The 16,029-nt window shown below is 65.3% G+C and carries 14 protein-coding genes; 1 reads left to right on the forward strand and 13 read right to left on the reverse strand.

Annotated elements, in window-relative coordinates; all coding sequences use genetic code 11:
• Window positions 1-5 precede the first annotated feature (5 nt).
• The 10 genes from phoB to BCR55_RS01655 all read right to left on the reverse strand — a co-directional run bounded on the left by phoB (window position 6) and on the right by BCR55_RS01655 (window position 10,903).
• Window positions 6-707, reverse strand: a complete 702-nt coding sequence (gene phoB / locus BCR55_RS01610) for a phosphate regulon transcriptional regulator PhoB (RefSeq protein WP_012213681.1) — start codon at window positions 705-707, stop codon at window positions 6-8.
• A 30-nt stretch (window positions 708-737) separates the two neighbouring features.
• Window positions 738-1,442 (reverse strand): phosphate signaling complex protein PhoU, encoded by a 705-nt coding sequence (phoU, locus tag BCR55_RS01615; protein WP_006401038.1) that lies wholly within the window; start codon window positions 1,440-1,442, stop codon window positions 738-740.
• Window positions 1,443-1,460: 18 nt separating this feature from the next.
• A complete protein-coding gene (pstB, locus tag BCR55_RS01620; RefSeq protein ID WP_006401039.1) occupies window positions 1,461-2,309 on the reverse strand; it encodes a phosphate ABC transporter ATP-binding protein PstB in 849 nt (282 codons plus the stop codon).
• A gap of 15 nt (window positions 2,310-2,324) precedes the next feature.
• Window positions 2,325-3,218 (reverse strand): phosphate ABC transporter permease PstA, encoded by an 894-nt coding sequence (gene pstA, locus BCR55_RS01625; protein WP_006401040.1) that lies wholly within the window; start codon window positions 3,216-3,218, stop codon window positions 2,325-2,327.
• On the reverse strand, window positions 3,215-4,201 hold the full coding sequence (pstC, locus tag BCR55_RS01630) for a phosphate ABC transporter permease PstC (protein ID WP_006401041.1): 987 nt from the start codon (window positions 4,199-4,201) through the stop codon (window positions 3,215-3,217). The genes pstA and pstC overlap by 4 nt, the downstream gene beginning before the upstream one ends.
• 94 nt (window positions 4,202-4,295) lie before the next feature.
• Entirely contained in the window at window positions 4,296-5,327 is a 1,032-nt protein-coding gene (pstS, locus tag BCR55_RS01635) for a phosphate ABC transporter substrate-binding protein PstS (RefSeq protein WP_006401042.1), read from the reverse strand.
• A gap of 497 nt (window positions 5,328-5,824) precedes the next feature.
• Window positions 5,825-7,180: a phosphoglucosamine mutase gene (gene glmM / locus BCR55_RS01640; RefSeq protein ID WP_065494073.1), complete on the reverse strand. Its 1,356-nt coding sequence runs from the start codon at window positions 7,178-7,180 to the stop codon at window positions 5,825-5,827.
• Window positions 7,181-7,209: 29 nt separating this feature from the next.
• On the reverse strand, window positions 7,210-8,151 hold the full coding sequence (gene folP / locus BCR55_RS01645) for a dihydropteroate synthase (RefSeq protein WP_170933533.1): 942 nt from the start codon (window positions 8,149-8,151) through the stop codon (window positions 7,210-7,212).
• A 28-nt stretch (window positions 8,152-8,179) separates the two neighbouring features.
• The gene (gene ftsH / locus BCR55_RS01650; protein WP_006401045.1) at window positions 8,180-10,075 is read right to left on the reverse strand and encodes an ATP-dependent zinc metalloprotease FtsH; all 1,896 of its coding nucleotides are present in this window, start codon (window positions 10,073-10,075) and stop codon (window positions 8,180-8,182) included.
• Window positions 10,076-10,240: 165 nt separating this feature from the next.
• Window positions 10,241-10,903, reverse strand: a complete 663-nt coding sequence (locus BCR55_RS01655; RefSeq protein WP_006401046.1) for an RlmE family RNA methyltransferase — start codon at window positions 10,901-10,903, stop codon at window positions 10,241-10,243.
• A gap of 195 nt (window positions 10,904-11,098) precedes the next feature.
• Here BCR55_RS01655 and BCR55_RS01660 point away from each other — a divergent pair, with 195 nt between their 5' ends.
• On the forward strand, window positions 11,099-11,629 hold the full coding sequence (locus BCR55_RS01660) for a YhbY family RNA-binding protein (protein WP_006401047.1): 531 nt from the start codon (window positions 11,099-11,101) through the stop codon (window positions 11,627-11,629).
• A gap of 57 nt (window positions 11,630-11,686) precedes the next feature.
• Here the strand turns inward: BCR55_RS01660 and BCR55_RS01665 are convergent, their stop codons facing one another.
• The 3 genes from BCR55_RS01665 to carB form a co-directional block, all read right to left on the reverse strand.
• On the reverse strand, window positions 11,687-12,145 hold the full coding sequence (locus BCR55_RS01665; protein WP_006401048.1) for a DUF4149 domain-containing protein: 459 nt from the start codon (window positions 12,143-12,145) through the stop codon (window positions 11,687-11,689).
• Window positions 12,146-12,159: 14 nt separating this feature from the next.
• Window positions 12,160-12,636: a transcription elongation factor GreA gene (gene greA, locus BCR55_RS01670; RefSeq protein WP_006401049.1), complete on the reverse strand. Its 477-nt coding sequence runs from the start codon at window positions 12,634-12,636 to the stop codon at window positions 12,160-12,162.
• 119 nt (window positions 12,637-12,755) lie between these two features.
• Entirely contained in the window at window positions 12,756-16,010 is a 3,255-nt protein-coding gene (carB, locus tag BCR55_RS01675; protein ID WP_065494074.1) for a carbamoyl-phosphate synthase large subunit, read from the reverse strand.
• Window positions 16,011-16,029: the final 19 nt, after the last annotated feature.

Raw genomic sequence — 16,029 nt, forward strand, 5'->3', positions numbered from 1 at the left:
TGGCGTTACGCGTGCTTCGCGAGCCGGTAGCCGCTGCCGCGCACGGTCTCGATCATCGCATCGCAGCCGGCCGGTTTCAAGGCCGCGCGCAATCGTTTGATATGCACGTCGACGGTGCGCTCCTCGACGAAGACGTGATCGCCCCACACCTGATCGAGCAGCTGCGTGCGGCTGTGCACGCGCTCCGGATGCGTCATGAAGAAATGCAGCAGCCGGAATTCGGTCGGACCGAGATCGAGCTTGATCTCGCTGCCGTTCGTCTGCGCGGCGACACGGTGCGTGGCCGGATCGAGACGCAACCCGTTGATCGACACGACGTCTTCGGTCAGCTGCGGCGCGCGACGGCGCAGCACCGCCTTGATGCGCGCCATCAGTTCCTTCGGCGAGAACGGCTTCGTCACGTAGTCGTCCGCGCCGATCTCGAGGCCGAGCACCTTGTCCTGCTCGTCGCCGCGCGCGGTCAGCATGATGATCGGAATGTGCTTGGTCCGTTCGTTGTTGCGCAGGTCGCGCGCGAACGCGATACCGGACTTGCCCGGCAGCATCCAGTCGAGCAGCACCAGATCGGGCAGCACGTCGCTGATCAGGTTCTGCGCCTGTTCAGCGTTGTACGCGCGAATCGGACAGTGACCGGCATGCTGGAGATTCACCGAGATCAGTTCCGAAATCGCGGGTTCATCTTCAACGACGAGAATGTTGCTGGGCATCGGCACCTCTATCTTCCTGGCGTAGTCGCGTTAACTGTTGGCTTCGCGATCGAGCGTGTCGCGCGGCTGGTGCCGCACGTCTGTGCCCTTCACGATGTAGATGATGAATTCGGCGATGTTCTTCGCGTGATCGCCGATCCGTTCGATCGCCTTCGCGATGAACAGATACTCGAGACCGACCGAGATCGTGCGCGGGTCTTCCTGCATGTACGACACGAGCTTGCGCACGAACGCGCGGAATTCCTGGTCGATTTCCTTGTCGTCCTTGACGATCTGCGCGGCGGCCACCGTATCGAGGCGCGCGAACGCGTCGAGCGCGCGGCGCAGGATCGTCACGGCCATCTCGCCCGACACCTTGATCTCGGCGATGTTGACCGCACGCGCAGCCGGCTCGTCGATCAGGCGGCGCACGCGCTTCGCGATCTTCTCGGCCTCGTCGCCCGCGCGTTCGAGGTTCGTAATCGTTTTCGAAATCGACATCAAAAGACGCAGGTCGCGTGCGGCCGGCTGCCTCCGCGCGATGATGTTTCCGCACTCCTGGTCGATGTCGACTTCCATCGCGTTCAGCGTTTCCTCGGCCGCGATCACGCGTTCGGCCGCGTCGCGGTCGAACTCGTTGAGCGCATGCATTGCGCCGACGATCTGCGACTCGACGAGCCCGCCCATCTCCAGCACCTTCGACGACACCGCGTTCAGATCGGCGTCGAACTGGCTCGACAGATGTTTATCCGACATGATTGTTGTTCCCCGTCATCAGCCGAAACGGCCGGTGATGTAGTCTTCGGTTTCCTTGCGTACCGGCTTGATGAAGATCTTTTCGGTTTCGCCGAATTCGATCAGCTCGCCCAGGTACATGTAGGCCGTGAAGTCCGAGCAGCGTGCGGCTTGCTGCATGTTGTGCGTGACGATCACGACCGTGTAGTCGCTCTTGAGCTCGGCGATCAGTTCCTCGATACGGCCGGTCGAGATCGGATCGAGCGCCGAACACGGCTCGTCGAGCAGCAGCACTTCCGGACGGATCGCGATGCCGCGCGCGATGCAAAGCCGCTGCTGCTGGCCGCCCGACAGCCCGTAGCCGCTCTGATTCAGCTTGTCCTTCACCTCGTTCCAGAGCGCAGCCTTCGTCAGCGCCCACTCGACGCGGTCGTCCATCTCCGAGCGCGTGAGCTTTTCGAACATCTTCACGCCGAACGCGATGTTGTCGTAGATCGACATCGGAAACGGCGTCGGCTTCTGGAACACCATGCCGATCCGGGCGCGCAGCAGCGAGATGTCGCGCTTCGACGTCAGCAGGTTCTCGCCGTCCATCAGGATTTCGCCTTCGGCGCGCTGCTCCGGATAGAGCGCATACATCTTGTTGAACGTGCGCAGCAGCGTCGACTTGCCGCAGCCGGACGGGCCGATGAACGCCGTCACCTTCCCCTCCGGAATGCGCAGGTTGATGTTCTTCAGCGCATGGAACTTGTTGTAGAAGAAGTTGAGGTTGTTGACCTCGATCTTCGCATTCAGCGGCGCGAGCGGGCGGCCGTTGGCCGCGTCGCGCGTGCCGGCGGGCGCAGCCGTGCGCTCGACGGGATTCAGGTGGCTTTCTGCCATATTCATCGGATTGCTCCGCCGTTACTTTTTCGAGAAGACCGAGCGCGCCAGGATATTGAGTCCGAGCACCCCGAGCGTAATCAGGAACACGCCTGCCCATGCGAGCGACTGCCACTCGGCGAACGGGCTCATCGCGAACTTGAAGATCGTGACCGGCAGGTTCGCCATCGGCTGGCTCATGTCGAACGAGAAGAACTGGTTCGACAGCGCGGTGAACAGCAGCGGCGCCGTTTCGCCGGCGATCCGCGCGACGGCGAGAAGTACGCCCGTCACGATCCCGCCGAGCGATGCGCGCAGCGTGATCTTCAACACCATGCGCCACTTCGGCGTGCCGAGCGCGACGGCCGCTTCGCGCAGCGCGTTCGGCACGAGCTTCAGCATGTTCTCGGTCGTGCGGATCACGATCGGAATCTGCAGCAGCGCGAGTGCGATCACGCCGGCCCAGCCGGAGAAGCGTCCCGACTTCGCGACGACGAGCGCATACACGAACAGCCCGACGACGATCGACGGCGCCGACAGCAGGATGTCGTTGATGAAGCGGATCGTGCTCGCGAGCAGATTCTTCTGCCCGTATTCGGCGAGATAGACGCCCGCGAGGATGCCGATCGGCGTGCCGATCAGCGTACCGAAGCCGCACAGCAGCAGGCTGCCAACGATCGCGTTCGCAAGCCCGCCGCCTTCGGTGTTCGGCGGCGGCGTCGACTCGGTGAACAGCTGCAGCGACAGGCCGCCGATGCCGAGATGCAGCGTCGTGTACAGAATCCATACGAGCCACAGCAGGCCGAATGCCATCGCGCCGAGCGACGCCGTCAGCGCGACCGCGTTGGTCAGCTTGCGCTTGCGCTGCAGCCGCGTGCGCATCGCCTCGAGCGCGGCGCCGTCCGGCCCCGGAAAATTCATCATGCGCTCGCTCATTTCTTGCCCTCTCCCTTCTCGAGACGCAGCAGCATCAGCTTCGAGATGGCCAGCACGATAAACGTGATCACGAACAGGATCAGGCCCAGCTCCATCAGCGCGGACGTATGCAGGCCCGGCTGCGCTTCCGCGAATTCGTTCGCGAGCGCCGACGTGATGCTGTTGCCGGGTGCGAACAGCGACGCGCTATCGAGCAGGTTCGTGTTGCCGATGACGAACGTGACGGCCATCGTCTCGCCGAGCGCGCGGCCGAGGCCGAGCATCACGCCGCCGATCACGCCGGTTTTCGTATAAGGCAGCACGACCTTCCACATCACTTCCCAGGTCGTGCAGCCGATGCCGTACGCCGACTCCTTCAGCAGCACGGGCGTCACTTCGAACACGTCGCGCATCACCGACGCGATGTACGGGATGATCATGATCGCCAGGATCACGCCCGCGGCGAGAATGCCGATGCCGATCGGCGGACCCGAGGTCAGCGGGCCGAGAACCCACACGTTCTCGAACAGGCGGCCGATCGGCTTCTGAAAGTACTGCGCGAAAATCGGCGCGAAGATCAGCAGCCCCCACATGCCGTACACGATCGACGGAATCGCGGCGAGCAGTTCGATCGCGATGCCGAGCGGACGGCGCAGCCACACGGGCGACAGCTCGGTCAGGAACAGCGCGATGCCGAAGCTGACGGGCACCGCGATCACGAGCGCAATCAGCGAGGTGACGATCGTGCCGTAGATCGGCACGAGCGCACCGTAGATGTCCGAGTTCGGATCCCACTCGGAGTGCCACAGAAAGCCGATGCCGAACTTCTGGATGGTCGGCATCGACGCAATGATCAGTGAAACGATGATCCCGCCGAGCAGCAGCAGGGTCACGATCGCGGCGAGCCGCGCGAGGCCGCCGAACACGATGTCGCCGATACGGCCGGGCGCACGTTGCGCTTCGCCGCCGGTGGACCGTGAAGACGGATAGGAAATATCAGACATGGGTGCCTGCTTGGGATCGCCGGGCGCCGTGACGCCCGGCCTTACCGCACACACTGCCCGGCCGGCGCGGCCGGGCAGCGAACCGCTGCGACGCTTACTCCGCGACCGGCTTGCCCGACGCGTCGGTCACCTTCACCTTCCACTGCTTGCGGATCTCGGCCGTGACTGCCGCCGGCAGCGAGATGTAGTCGAGGCTGTCGGCAGCCTTCTCGCCGTTCTTGAACGCCCAGTCGAAGAACTTCAGCGTTTCCGCGCCCTGACCCGGCTTGTCCTGCTTCGCGTGCAGCAGCACGAACGTCGCGCCGACGACCGGCCATGCGTCCTTGCCCGGCTCGTCCGTCAGGATCTGGTAGAACGACTTCGACCAGTTCGCGCTCGCGGCCGCGGCCTTGAACGTTTCGGTCTTCGGCTCGACGACGGCGCCCGACGAATTCTTCAGCGCCGTGTACGTCATGTTGTTCTTCTTGGCGTACGCCCACTCGACGTAGCCGATCGCGCCCGGCAGACGCTGGACGAACGCGGCGACGCCGTCGTTGCCCTTGCCGCCCGTACCCGTCGGCCAGTTGACCGTCGTGCCTTCACCGATCTTCGACTTCCACTCGCCGTTGACCTTCGACAGGTAGTTCGTCCAGATGAAGCTCGTGCCCGAGCCGTCCGCGCGGCGAACGACCGCGATGTCCGTATCCGGCAGCTTGACCTTCGGGTTCAGCGCGGCGATCGCCGGATCGTTCCACTTCTTGATCTTGCCGAGATAGATGTCGCCGAGCACCGGGCCCGACAGCGTCAGTTCGCCGGCCTTCACGCCCGGCACGTTGACGACCGGCACCACGCCGCCGACGACCGTCGGAAACTGGAACAGGCCTTCCTTCGCGAGTTCGTCATCCTTCAGCGGCGCGTCCGAACCGGCGAAATCGACCGTCTTCGCGACGATCTGCTTCAGGCCGCCCGACGAACCGATACCCTGGTAGTTGACCTTCGCGCCGCCGGACTGCTGATAATCGGCAGCCCATTTCGTGTAGATCGGCATCGCGAACGTGCTGCCTGCCCCCGTGATGTCGGCTGCGTGGGCGGCAACGGCGAAAAGCGCGCCAGCCAGGCCGGCAATCGCGGTTTGCATCAATTTCATGAGACCTCCAGTGTGTGAGCGGATGACTACGGCACCGCGAAGGTTAGGGGCTGCTCATGACGATAATGTGACAATCGATGAAACTGGCGTGACAGTAACATGACTGGTTGAAAGCGAGTAGCGCGCGGCGTTGTTACCGGCGCGGCCATCGCGGGGTCGGATGGCGGTATAAGTTACCGCTCGCGTGTGCGGCGAGGATGGAGGATTGGGCGCTGCAGCGCGATTCGATGCAGGACGAGGAAGAACGGTGTGTGCTGTTTCGTTGGACTCGCGCGTGGGTGGGAATGGGGTCGAAAGTGCGAAAGCAGGCGATCTATAAACCGCTGCGCATGGAGGCCGGCTGCGATGCATCGACCGGCGCGCGCGGCAGGAAGATATCGCTATCGTCGGCGCGCGCGTAGTGCGCGCAGATAAAAGCACGGCGCCCGCAGGCGCCGTGCTCCTATTGATCGTGCGGCCGGCGCGCCGCTACCCGGCGCCCACCGACCGCTTCGACGTCACGCCGTCGCCGCGCGCACCGCTTCGGCGATCGCTTCCGCGTGGCGCGTCGCGTCGGCCGCCTGCTGCGCCTCGACCATCACGCGCAGCACCGGTTCGGTCCCCGACGCTCGGATCAGCACGCGGCCGCTGCCGGCGAGCGCCGCTTCGGCTGTCTCGATCGCCGCGCGGATCGACGCACTGCCCTTCCAGTCGGCGCCCGGCTTCATCCGTACGTTGATCAGCTTCTGCGGGAACAGCGTCACGCCGTCGAGCATCTGCGCGAGCGTCTTGCCGCTGCGCTTGAGCGCAGCGAGCACGAGCAGCGCCGACACGATGCCGTCGCCGGTCGAATGGCGATCGAGCGACAGGATGTGGCCCGAGCCTTCCGCGCCGAGCTGCCAGCCGTGTTCGCGCAGTTTTTCGAGCACGTAGCGGTCGCCGACCGCCGCGCGCACGAATTGCACGCCCGCGCGCTGCAGCGCGACTTCGACCGCGAGGTTCGTCATCAGCGTACCGACCGCGCCTTCGACCTTGCCGTCGGTCGCGATCCGGTCCTGCACGAGCACGTAGAGCAGCTCGTCGCCGTTGTACAGGCGGCCCGACGCGTCGACGATCTGCAGGCGGTCGGCGTCGCCATCGAGCGCGATTCCGAGATCCGCACGATTCGCACGCACGGCGCGCATCAGCGCGTCGGGCGCGGTCGCGCCCACACCGTCGTTGATGTTGAAGCCGTTCGGCGCGACGCCGATCGGAATCACGTCCGCGCCGAGCTCGTGGAACACGTGCGGCGCGACCTGATACGCGGCGCCGTGCGCGCAGTCGACGACGAGCTTCAGCCCGCGCAGGTCGAACGCGGCCGGGAACGTGCTCTTGCAGAACTCGATGTAGCGGCCGGCCGCGTCGTCGAGGCGGCGCGCCTTGCCGAGGCCGTCCGACGGCGCGCACTCGAGCGGCTTGTCGAGCCACGCCTCGATCGCGGCTTCGGTGTCGTCCGGCAGTTTGTTGCCGTCCGCCGAGAAAAACTTGATGCCGTTGTCCGGATACGGATTGTGCGACGCGCTGATCGCGACGCCCGCCGACAGTCGCAGCGCGCGCGTCAGATATGCGACGCCCGGCGTCGGCATCGGGCCCGCCAGCATCACGTCGACGCCCGCCGCCGAGAAACCGGCCTCGAGCGCGGCCTCGAGCATGTAGCCCGACACGCGCGTGTCCTTGCCGATCAGCACCGTCGGCCGCGCACCGGGCGCGACGTCCGCCGTACCCGCGAGCACCTTGCCGGCCGCATAGCCCAGGCGCAACACGAAATCGGGCGTGATCGGCGCATCGCCGACCGTGCCGCGAATGCCATCCGTGCCGAAATATCGACGTCCCATGACGAATCTTCCTCCTTCGGTTTTCTGACTTATCGTTGCCGCGCGGCTTCGCGCACGGCACACCATACTTTCAGCGCGTCGACCGTCGCCGCGACGTCGTGCACGCGTACGATCGCGGCGCCGCGCTCGACCGCGCACAAGGCGGCGGCGACACTCGCCGCGATCCGCTCCATCGGCGGCTTGCCGCCGATCACCGCGCCGAGCATCGACTTGCGCGACATCCCGGCGAGTACCGGATACGCGCGTCCGTCGGGCCGCAGCGGCGCCGTGTCGGGCAGCGCGGCCAGCAGCGCATAGTTGTCGTCGACGACTGCCTTGCCGAACCCGAAACCGGGATCGACGCAAATCCGTTCCGGCGCGACGCCGGCGTCGCGCAGCGCCTGCGCGCGTGCCGCGAGAAAATCGCGCACGTCCGCGACGACGTCGCGGTAATCGGGCTCGCCGACCTGCATCGTCTGCGGCTCGCCGAGCATGTGCATCGCACAGAGTCCGCTGTCGCCGTCGCGCACGGCGTCGATGGCACCCGGTTGACGGAAACCCCAGATGTCGTTGATCAAATCCGCACCGGCCGCAAGCGCCGCGCGCATGACCGCGGGCTTGTACGTATCGATCGACAACGGCACGTTGAGCGGCCGCAGCGCTTCGACGAGCGGGATCACGCGTGCGAGCTCCTCGTCGAGCGGCACGGGCGGCGCGCCGGGACGTGTCGATTCGCCGCCGATATCCAGTATGTCGGCGCCGTCGGCAATCATCCGTTCGGCTTGTCGCACTGCGTCGTCGTAGGCGAGAAAACGGCCGCCGTCGGAAAACGAATCGGGCGTCGCGTTCAGGATGCCCATGACGAGCGGGCGTTCGAATGTCAGCGTGAAGCGGCCGCAGCGCAGCGGCGCGGGAATGGACGGGGAAGCGGTGGAATCGGACACGGAGCGGCTGAGGGGGAGAATACAAAACGGGCCGGTGTGGAACCACACCAGCCCGTGAACGGTGCTAGGACGAAGTTTATACCGGCGAGGCAGGTGCCGGTGCGTTGCCCGGCTTCACCTCGGCAGCGGCGCCGCCGCCGGGCGAATCGCCGCCGACGGCCGGCGTGCTCTTCGGCGAGCGCGGCGGACGCCCTTCCATGATGTCGTTGATCTGATCGGCGTCGATCGTTTCCCACTCCATCAGCGCGGCCGTCATCGCTTCGACCTTGTCGCGGTTCTCTTCGAGCAGACGACGCGCGAGGTTGTACTGCTCGTCGAGCACCCGGCGGATTTCCGCGTCGACCTTCTGCTGCGTCGCTTCCGAGATCGTGCGCGTGAAGCCGCGGCCGAACGGACCGCCGTCGTTCTCGTCGTCGACGTAGACCATCGGCCCGAGCGCGTCGGTCATCCCGAAGCGGGCGACCATCGCACGTGCCGTCTGCGTCGCTTTGTTGAAGTCGTCCGACGCGCCGGTGCTGATCAGGTTCAGGAACAGTTCCTCGGCCACGCGGCCGCCGAACAGGATCGCGAGACGGTCGAGCAGATAGTCCTTCGAATAGGTCTCGTTGTCGTGTTCCGGCAGCTGCCACGTCACACCGAGCGCACGCCCGCGCGGAATGATCGTGACCTTGTGGACCGGGTCGGCCTTCGGCAGCAGCTTCGCGATCACTGCGTGACCCGACTCGTGATAGGCGGTCGCGCGCTTCGCTTCCTCGCGGATCACGGCCGACTTGCGCTCCGGACCCATGAAGATCTTGTCCTTCGCGTCCTCGAAGTCCTGCATCTCGACGATGCGCTTGCCGCGACGCGCGGCGAACAGCGCCGCCTCGTTCACGAGGTTCGCGAGATCGGCACCCGAGAAGCCCGGCGTGCCGCGCGCGATGACGGCTGCATCGACGTCGTTCGCGATCGGCACCTTGCGCAGGTGCACGCGCATGATCTGCTCGCGGCCGCGGATGTCCGGCAGACCGACATAGACCTGCCGGTCGAAACGACCCGGACGCAGCAGCGCCTTGTCGAGCACGTCGGAACGGTTCGTCGCGGCGATCACGATCACGCCCGAATTCGCTTCGAAGCCGTCCATCTCGACGAGCATCTGGTTCAGCGTCTGCTCGCGTTCGTCGTTGCCGCCGCCCATGCCGGCGCCGCGATGACGGCCGACCGCGTCGATTTCGTCGATGAACACGATACACGGCGCATGCTTCTTCGCCTGCTCGAACATGTCGCGCACGCGGGCCGCGCCGACGCCGACGAACATTTCGACGAAGTCCGAACCCGAGATGCTGAAGAACGGCACCTTCGCTTCACCCGCGATCGCGCGGGCAAGCAGCGTCTTGCCGGTACCCGGCGGGCCGACGAGCAGCACGCCGCGCGGGATGCGGCCGCCGAGCTTCTGGAATTTCTGCGGATCGCGCAGGAAGTCGACGAGCTCGGACACTTCCTCCTTCGCTTCGTCGCAGCCCGCGACGTCGGAGAAGTTGACCGCGTTGTTGTTCTCGTCGATCAGCCGCGCACGCGACTTGCCGAACGAAAATGCGCCGCCTTTGCCGCCGCCCTGCATCTGCCTCATCATGTAGAACCAGAACACGATGATCAGGATCGTCGGCCCGAGATAGTACAGCGCGGACATCAGCGCGTTCGGCTCGTCGTCGGCCTTGCCGCTGACCTGCACGCCGTACTTCATCAGATCGCCGACCATCCAGATGTCGCCCGGCGACACGATCTGGTATTTCTGGCCATCGGCCGGAGTGACGGTGAGGTTGCGCCCCTGCACGACGACATTCTTGACCTTGCCGTTCTTGGCGTCGTCCATGAACTGCGAATAGGACACACCTTCCTGGACGCGGGGCTTGTCGAACTGCTTGAACACCGTAAACAGCACCAGTGCGATCACCAGCCACACTGCTGCCTTCGAAAACATATTGTTGTTCAAAGCACCACTCCTTCACTCGTAGACGAGCGCCTACATTTTCCTTGCGGCGCTCCTCGGTCATTCTAATCCAGTCCGACCACCCCTGCCATAAGCATTGACAACCGCCGCGATAGCGATTCGCTTGTCCGGCAAGGGCCGCGGCCCGTTTGCGGCATCCTGCCCGCGTTACCGCGGATGCTTCAGATGCCGGCCCAAAATGAACGTTTCGGACGATTTGTCGCGGGACGCCTTGGGCTTGCGTGGTGCGACCACCTTAAACTGCTGTTTGAACTTTTCGACGATCTGGCTGTAGCCGCTGCCGTGGAAACACTTGACGAGCAACGCGCCGTCCGGCTTCAGGTGATTCTGCGCAAATTCGAGCGCCAGATCGCACACGTGCTCGATGCGCGCCGCATCCGCCGACGCCACTCCCGACAGGTTGGGGGCCATGTCGGAAATAACAAGGTCGACCGTGCGGCCTTCGAGCACCGCCTCGAGCCGATGCAGCACCTCGTCCTCGCGAAAGTCGCCCTGGATGAAGTGCACGTCGGCGATCGGCTCCATCGGCAGCATGTCGAGCGCAACGATCGTGCCGTCGATGCCGCCCTCGCGCACGGTGTCGCGCTTCTTGCCCTGCGCGAGCTTGTTGCGCGCATACTGGCTCCAGCTGCCGGGCGCCGCGCCGAGATCGACGATCACCTGGCCGGGCCGGATCAGCTTGTCCTGCTCGTCGATTTCCTTGAGTTTGTATGCCGCGCGCGCGCGATAGCCCTCCCGCTGCGCCATTTTGACGTACGGGTCGTTGATGTGGTCGTGCAGCCAGTGCTGGTTGAAGCGGTTTTTTGCCATTCGAAAGAGAGATTGCTGCCGTATGCTTCGTGAAGCCGCGCTTTTGGCGGATAATACGCGTCTTCTTCGCGCGGCTACGGCCCCTTTTGAGGCCCATGCCGCGATTTTACGTGGTTTCGGCGCGCCGCTGACGCAGTCGCTGCGCAGCGATCGCTTTTCGTGCAGCGCGCCCCCTAATTTGATTTCGATAATTCCATGCCCGCCCTTTCGCTTTCCCCCGCCGAGCGCTCCGCGCTGCGCTCCCAGGCCCATGCGCTCAAGCCCGTCGTGCTGATCGGCGCCGAAGGGCTGACCGACGCCGTGCTGAAGGAAATCAAGGTGCACCTCGACGCGCACCAGCTGATCAAGATCCGCGTGTTCGGCGACGAGCGCGACGAGCGCGTCGCGATCTACGACGAAATCTGCGACCGGCTCAACGCCGCGCCGATCCAGCACATCGGCAAGCTGCTCGTGATCTGGAAACCGGAAGCGCCCGCCGCCGCACCGTCGCGCGGCCGTCGTGCCGCCGGCGCGCTGCCGAGCGCCGGCGAAGCGGCCGACACGAAAAAGGGACGCGCGCCGCGCGTCGTCAAGGTCGTCAAGGTGTCGCCGAACGCGAGCCCGGTGCGCCGCCCGAAGCCCACGAAGGTCGTCGTGCGCGGCAACGAGCGCGTGACGGCCGGCGGCACCGTGAAGCGCGCGAAAAAGCGTCAGACGAGCACGAAGCGGCCGTTCCAGAACAAGTAAAGCGCGTCGCGCGGGCCGCGGCACGTTCGCGGGCCGCGCCGCTTCGCCCGCGCCCGCTCAGGCGTCGCGCGCCGGCAGACGCCAGATCAGCATCAGCCCCAGCACGCTCTCGACGAGATAGAACAGGCTCGAGATGCCGTGCAGCATCCCGAAGCGGCTCGCGTACGGCGAGTTCGCGATATCGGTGCCCGCCTCCATTGCGGCCACGCGCAGTGCGTTCATGAACGGCTGCAGCGCGAAATAGCCGATCAGCACGCACGCGACCATCGCGGCGACGACCCAGCGTACGCGCCGGTATTCGCCGCTGCCGCGCCGCACCTGCTGATTCGACAGCGCGAGCAGCAGCACGCCGCACACGACGCCGAGGATCGCCTCGATCCGGAACAGCTGCGCCGCGACCGAGCCGGCCGTCATCCGCTCGAGCGTGCGGAACAGCACGGGCGCGACCGCATAGCCGATCGTCAGCAGGCTGCCGACCCACACGGCCGACAGCAGACGGAACACGCGGTGCGGCATCACGTCGCCCCGCGTCAGATGTAGCTGACCGAGATGATTTCGTATTCGCGCACACCGCTCGGCGCCTGCACGGCCGCGACGTCGCCTTCCGACTTGCCGATCAGCGCGCGCGCGATCGGCGAGCTGACCGAGATCAGGCCGTGGTCGATGTCGGCTTCGTCGTCGCCGACGATCTGGTACTTCACGGTGTCGCCGGACTCGAGATCCTCGAGCTCGACCGTCGCGGCAAACACCACGCGGCCGTCGGCCTCGAGAACGGTCGGATCGATGATTTGCGCGGCGGACAGCTTCGATTCGAGCTCCGCGATACGACCCTCGATGAAGCCCTGCTTCTCCTTGGCGGCGTCGTATTCGGCGTTTTCGGACAGATCGCCCTGTGCGCGGGCCTCCGCGATCGCATTGATCACGGCCGGCCGCTCGACGGACTTGAGGCGCTGCAATTCATCGCGCAGTTGCTCTGCGCCACGCTTTGTCAACGGAATGGTGCTCATAAACGGCTCAATCGCTAAAAAACGGCTATAAAAAAAATCACCGCGATTAAGCGCATTCCCGGCGAACCGGAAACGCCGCTTAACCGCGGCACGTGATGCTTCGACAGGTAACTGACCGCTTAGTTTAGGCGACCATGAAGACCTTGTAAATCATAGACTTCCAGATCCTTCAGGTAGCGCAGCCCCTCGACCGCCGCGCGTGCGCCCGACATCGTCGTGTAGTACGTGACCTTGTGCGCCTGCGCGCTCATCCGGATCGAACGCGAGTCGGCGATCGCCTGGCGCGTCTCGTCGACGGTCGTGAACACGAGCGCGATCTCGCCGTTCTTGATCATGTCGACGATGTGCGGACGGCCGTCCTTCACCTTGTTGACGACCTTCACCGGCACGCCGGCCGCTTCGATCGCGGCAGCCGTGCCCTTCGTCGCGACGATCGGATAGCCGAGGTCGTGCAGCATGCGCGCGACTTCGACGGCCTTCGGCTTGTCGGCGTCCATCACCGTCAGCAGCACCGTGCCGGACTCCGGCAGGCGCGAGCCGGCCGCGAGCTGCGACTTGAACAGCGCCTCGCCGAACGTGCGGCCGACACCCATCACTTCGCCGGTCGAGCGCATTTCGGGCCCGAGCACCGGATCGACGGTCGGGAACTTCACGAACGGGAACACCGCTTCCTTCACGCTGAAATACGGCGGCTCGATCTCCTTCGTCACGCCTTGCTGCGCCAGCTTCTGGCCGACCATGGCGCGCGCCGCGATCTTCGCGAGCGGCAGGCTCGTCGCCTTCGACACGTACGGCACCGTGCGCGAGGCGCGCGGGTTCACTTCGAGCACGTAGATGACGTCCTGCTTCGAGCCGTCCGCCTGCGGCACCTGCTGAATCGCGAACTGCACGTTCATCAGGCCGACGACGTTCAGCGCCTTCGCCATCGCGGCGGTCTGGCGCTTCAGCTCGGCCACCGTCTCCTTCGACAGCGAGTACGGCGGCAGCGAGCATGCCGAGTCGCCCGAGTGGACGCCCGCCTGCTCGATGTGCTCCATCACGCCGCCGATGAACACGGCTTCGCCGTCGCAGATGCAGTCGACGTCGCATTCGATCGCATCGTTCAGGAAGCGGTCGAGCAGCACCGGCGAGTCGTTCGACACCTTCACGGCCTCGCGCATGTAGCGCTCGAGATCGCGCGGCTCGTGGACGATTTCCATCGCGCGGCCGCCGAGCACGTACGACGGACGCACGACGAGCGGGTAGCCGATTTCGGCGGCCAGCTCGAGCGCTTCCTCTTCGTTGCGCGCGGTGCGGTTCGGCGGCTGGCGCAGGCCGAGGTCCTGCAGCAGCTTCTGGAAGCGCTCGCGGTCTTCGGCTGCGTCGATCATGTCCGGCGACGTGCCGATGATCGGCACGCCGTGCGCCTCGAGGTCGAGCGCGAGCTTCAGCGGCGTCTGGCCGCCGTACTGGACGATCACGCCGACCGGCTTTTCCTTGTCGACGATCTCGAGCACGTCTTCGAGCGTCAGCGGCTCGAAGTACAGGCGGTCGGACGTGTCATAGTCGGTCGACACCGTTTCCGGGTTGCAGTTGACCATGATCGTCTCGTAGCCGTCTTCGCGCATCGCGAGCGCGGCGTGCACGCAGCAGTAGTCGAACTCGATGCCCTGGCCGATCCGGTTCGGACCGCCGCCGAGGACCATGATCTTCTTGTTCGACGTCGGCTGCGCCTCGCACTCTTCCTCGTAGGTCGAGTACATGTACGCGGTTTTCGTCGCGAACTCGGCCGCGCAGGTATCGACGCGCTTGTACACGGGGCGCACGTTCAGTTCGACGCGACGGCGGCGCACGTCGTTCGGCTTCGCGCCGAGCAGCTTCGCGAGGCGGCGGTCGGAAAAACCGCTCTGCTTCAGGAAGCGCAGTTCGTCGGCCGTCAGCGACGCGAGCGTGCGGCCCGCGAGCGCCTTCTCCTTCAGGATGATCTGCTCGATCTGCGCGAGGAACCACGGGTCGATCGCCGTTTCCGCGTAGATTTCCTCGGCCGTCATGCCGATCCGGAACGCGTCGCCGACGTACCAGATACGATCCGGGCCCGGCTCGTGGATCTCGATCGCGATTTCGTCGCGATCGGTCGACTTCTCGTCGAGACCGTCGACGCCGACCTCGAGGCCGCGCAGCGCCTTCTGGAACGATTCCTGGAACGTGCGGCCGATCGCCATCACTTCGCCGACCGACTTCATCTGCGTGGTCAGGCGCGAATCGGCTTCGCGGAATTTCTCGAACGCGAAACGCGGGATCTTCGTGACGACGTAGTCGATCGTCGGTTCGAAGGACGCGGGCGTCTGGCCGCCGGTGATTTCGTTCTTCAGCTCGTCGAGCGTGTAGCCGACGGCGAGCTTCGCCGCGACCTTCGCGATCGGGAAGCCGGTCGCCTTCGAGGCGAGCGCCGACGAACGCGACACGCGCGGGTTCATTTCGATGACGACCATCCGGCCGTCCTTCGGGTTGATCGCGAACTGCACGTTCGAGCCGCCCGTATCGACGCCGATCTCGCGCAGCACCGCGAGCGACGCGTTGCGCAGGATCTGGTATTCCTTGTCGGTCAGCGTCTGCGCCGGCGCGACGGTGATCGAGTCGCCGGTGTGCACGCCCATCGGGTCGAGGTTCTCGATCGAGCAGACGATGATGCAGTTGTCGGCGCGATCGCGCACGACTTCCATCTCGTATTCCTTCCAGCCGAGCAGCGATTCTTCGATCAGCAGCTCGCGCGTCGGCGAGAGATCGAGGCCGCGCTTGCAGATTTCCTCGAATTCCTCGCGGTTGTACGCGATGCCGCCGCCCGAGCCGCCGAGCGTGAACGACGGGCGGATCACGACCGGATAGCCGCTGCCGCCGGTGGCCGCCATGATCTCCGCGTGCACCTTGCTCGCCTCTTCCATCGAGTGCGCAATGCCCGACTTCGCGGAGCCGAGGCCGATCTTCGTCATCGCGTCCTTGAACTTCTGGCGGTCCTCGGCCTTGTCGATCGCCTCGGGCGACGCGCCGATCAGCTCGACGCCGAACTTTTCGAGCACGCCGTGGTGATGCAGGTCGAGCGCGCAGTTCAGCGCGGTCTGGCCGCCCATCGTCGGCAGGATCGCGTCCGGGCGCTCCTTCTCGATGATGCGCGCGACGACTTCCCAGGTAATCGGCTCGATGTAGGTGACGTCGGCCGTGTTCGGGTCGGTCATGATCGTCGCCGGGTTGCTGTTGACGAGAATGACCTTGTAGCCCTCCTCACGCAGCGCCTTGCATGCCTGTGCGCCCGAGTAGTCGAACTCGCACGCCTGGCCGATGATGATCGGGCCGGCGCCGATGATGAGGATGCTTTTGATGTCTGTGCGTTTTGGCATGGCTTGTGAATTCAATAAG

Source organism: Burkholderia sp. CCA53, assembly GCF_001685525.1.
Lineage (GTDB): Bacteria > Pseudomonadota > Gammaproteobacteria > Burkholderiales > Burkholderiaceae > Burkholderia > Burkholderia multivorans.

Excerpts from the sequence above, each read along its gene's own strand:
- phoB (WP_012213681.1), bottom strand. The coding sequence starts at position 707 with ATGCCCAGCAACATTCTCGTCGTTGAAGATGAACCCGCGATTTCGGAA.
- phoU (WP_006401038.1), bottom strand. The coding sequence starts at position 1,442 with ATGTCGGATAAACATCTGTCGAGCCAGTTCGACGCCGATCTGAACGCG.
- pstB (WP_006401039.1), bottom strand. The coding sequence starts at position 2,309 with ATGAATATGGCAGAAAGCCACCTGAATCCCGTCGAGCGCACGGCTGCG.
- pstA (WP_006401040.1), bottom strand. The coding sequence starts at position 3,218 with ATGAGCGAGCGCATGATGAATTTTCCGGGGCCGGACGGCGCCGCGCTC.
- pstC (WP_006401041.1), bottom strand. The coding sequence starts at position 4,201 with ATGTCTGATATTTCCTATCCGTCTTCACGGTCCACCGGCGGCGAAGCG.
- pstS (WP_006401042.1), bottom strand. The coding sequence starts at position 5,327 with ATGAAATTGATGCAAACCGCGATTGCCGGCCTGGCTGGCGCGCTTTTC.
- glmM (WP_065494073.1), bottom strand. The coding sequence starts at position 7,180 with ATGGGACGTCGATATTTCGGCACGGATGGCATTCGCGGCACGGTCGGC.
- BCR55_RS01655 (WP_006401046.1), bottom strand. The coding sequence starts at position 10,903 with ATGGCAAAAAACCGCTTCAACCAGCACTGGCTGCACGACCACATCAAC.
- BCR55_RS01660 (WP_006401047.1), top strand. The coding sequence starts at position 11,099 with ATGCCCGCCCTTTCGCTTTCCCCCGCCGAGCGCTCCGCGCTGCGCTCC.
- BCR55_RS01665 (WP_006401048.1), bottom strand. The coding sequence starts at position 12,145 with ATGCCGCACCGCGTGTTCCGTCTGCTGTCGGCCGTGTGGGTCGGCAGC.
- greA (WP_006401049.1), bottom strand. The coding sequence starts at position 12,636 with ATGAGCACCATTCCGTTGACAAAGCGTGGCGCAGAGCAACTGCGCGAT.
- carB (WP_065494074.1), bottom strand. The coding sequence starts at position 16,010 with ATGCCAAAACGCACAGACATCAAAAGCATCCTCATCATCGGCGCCGGC.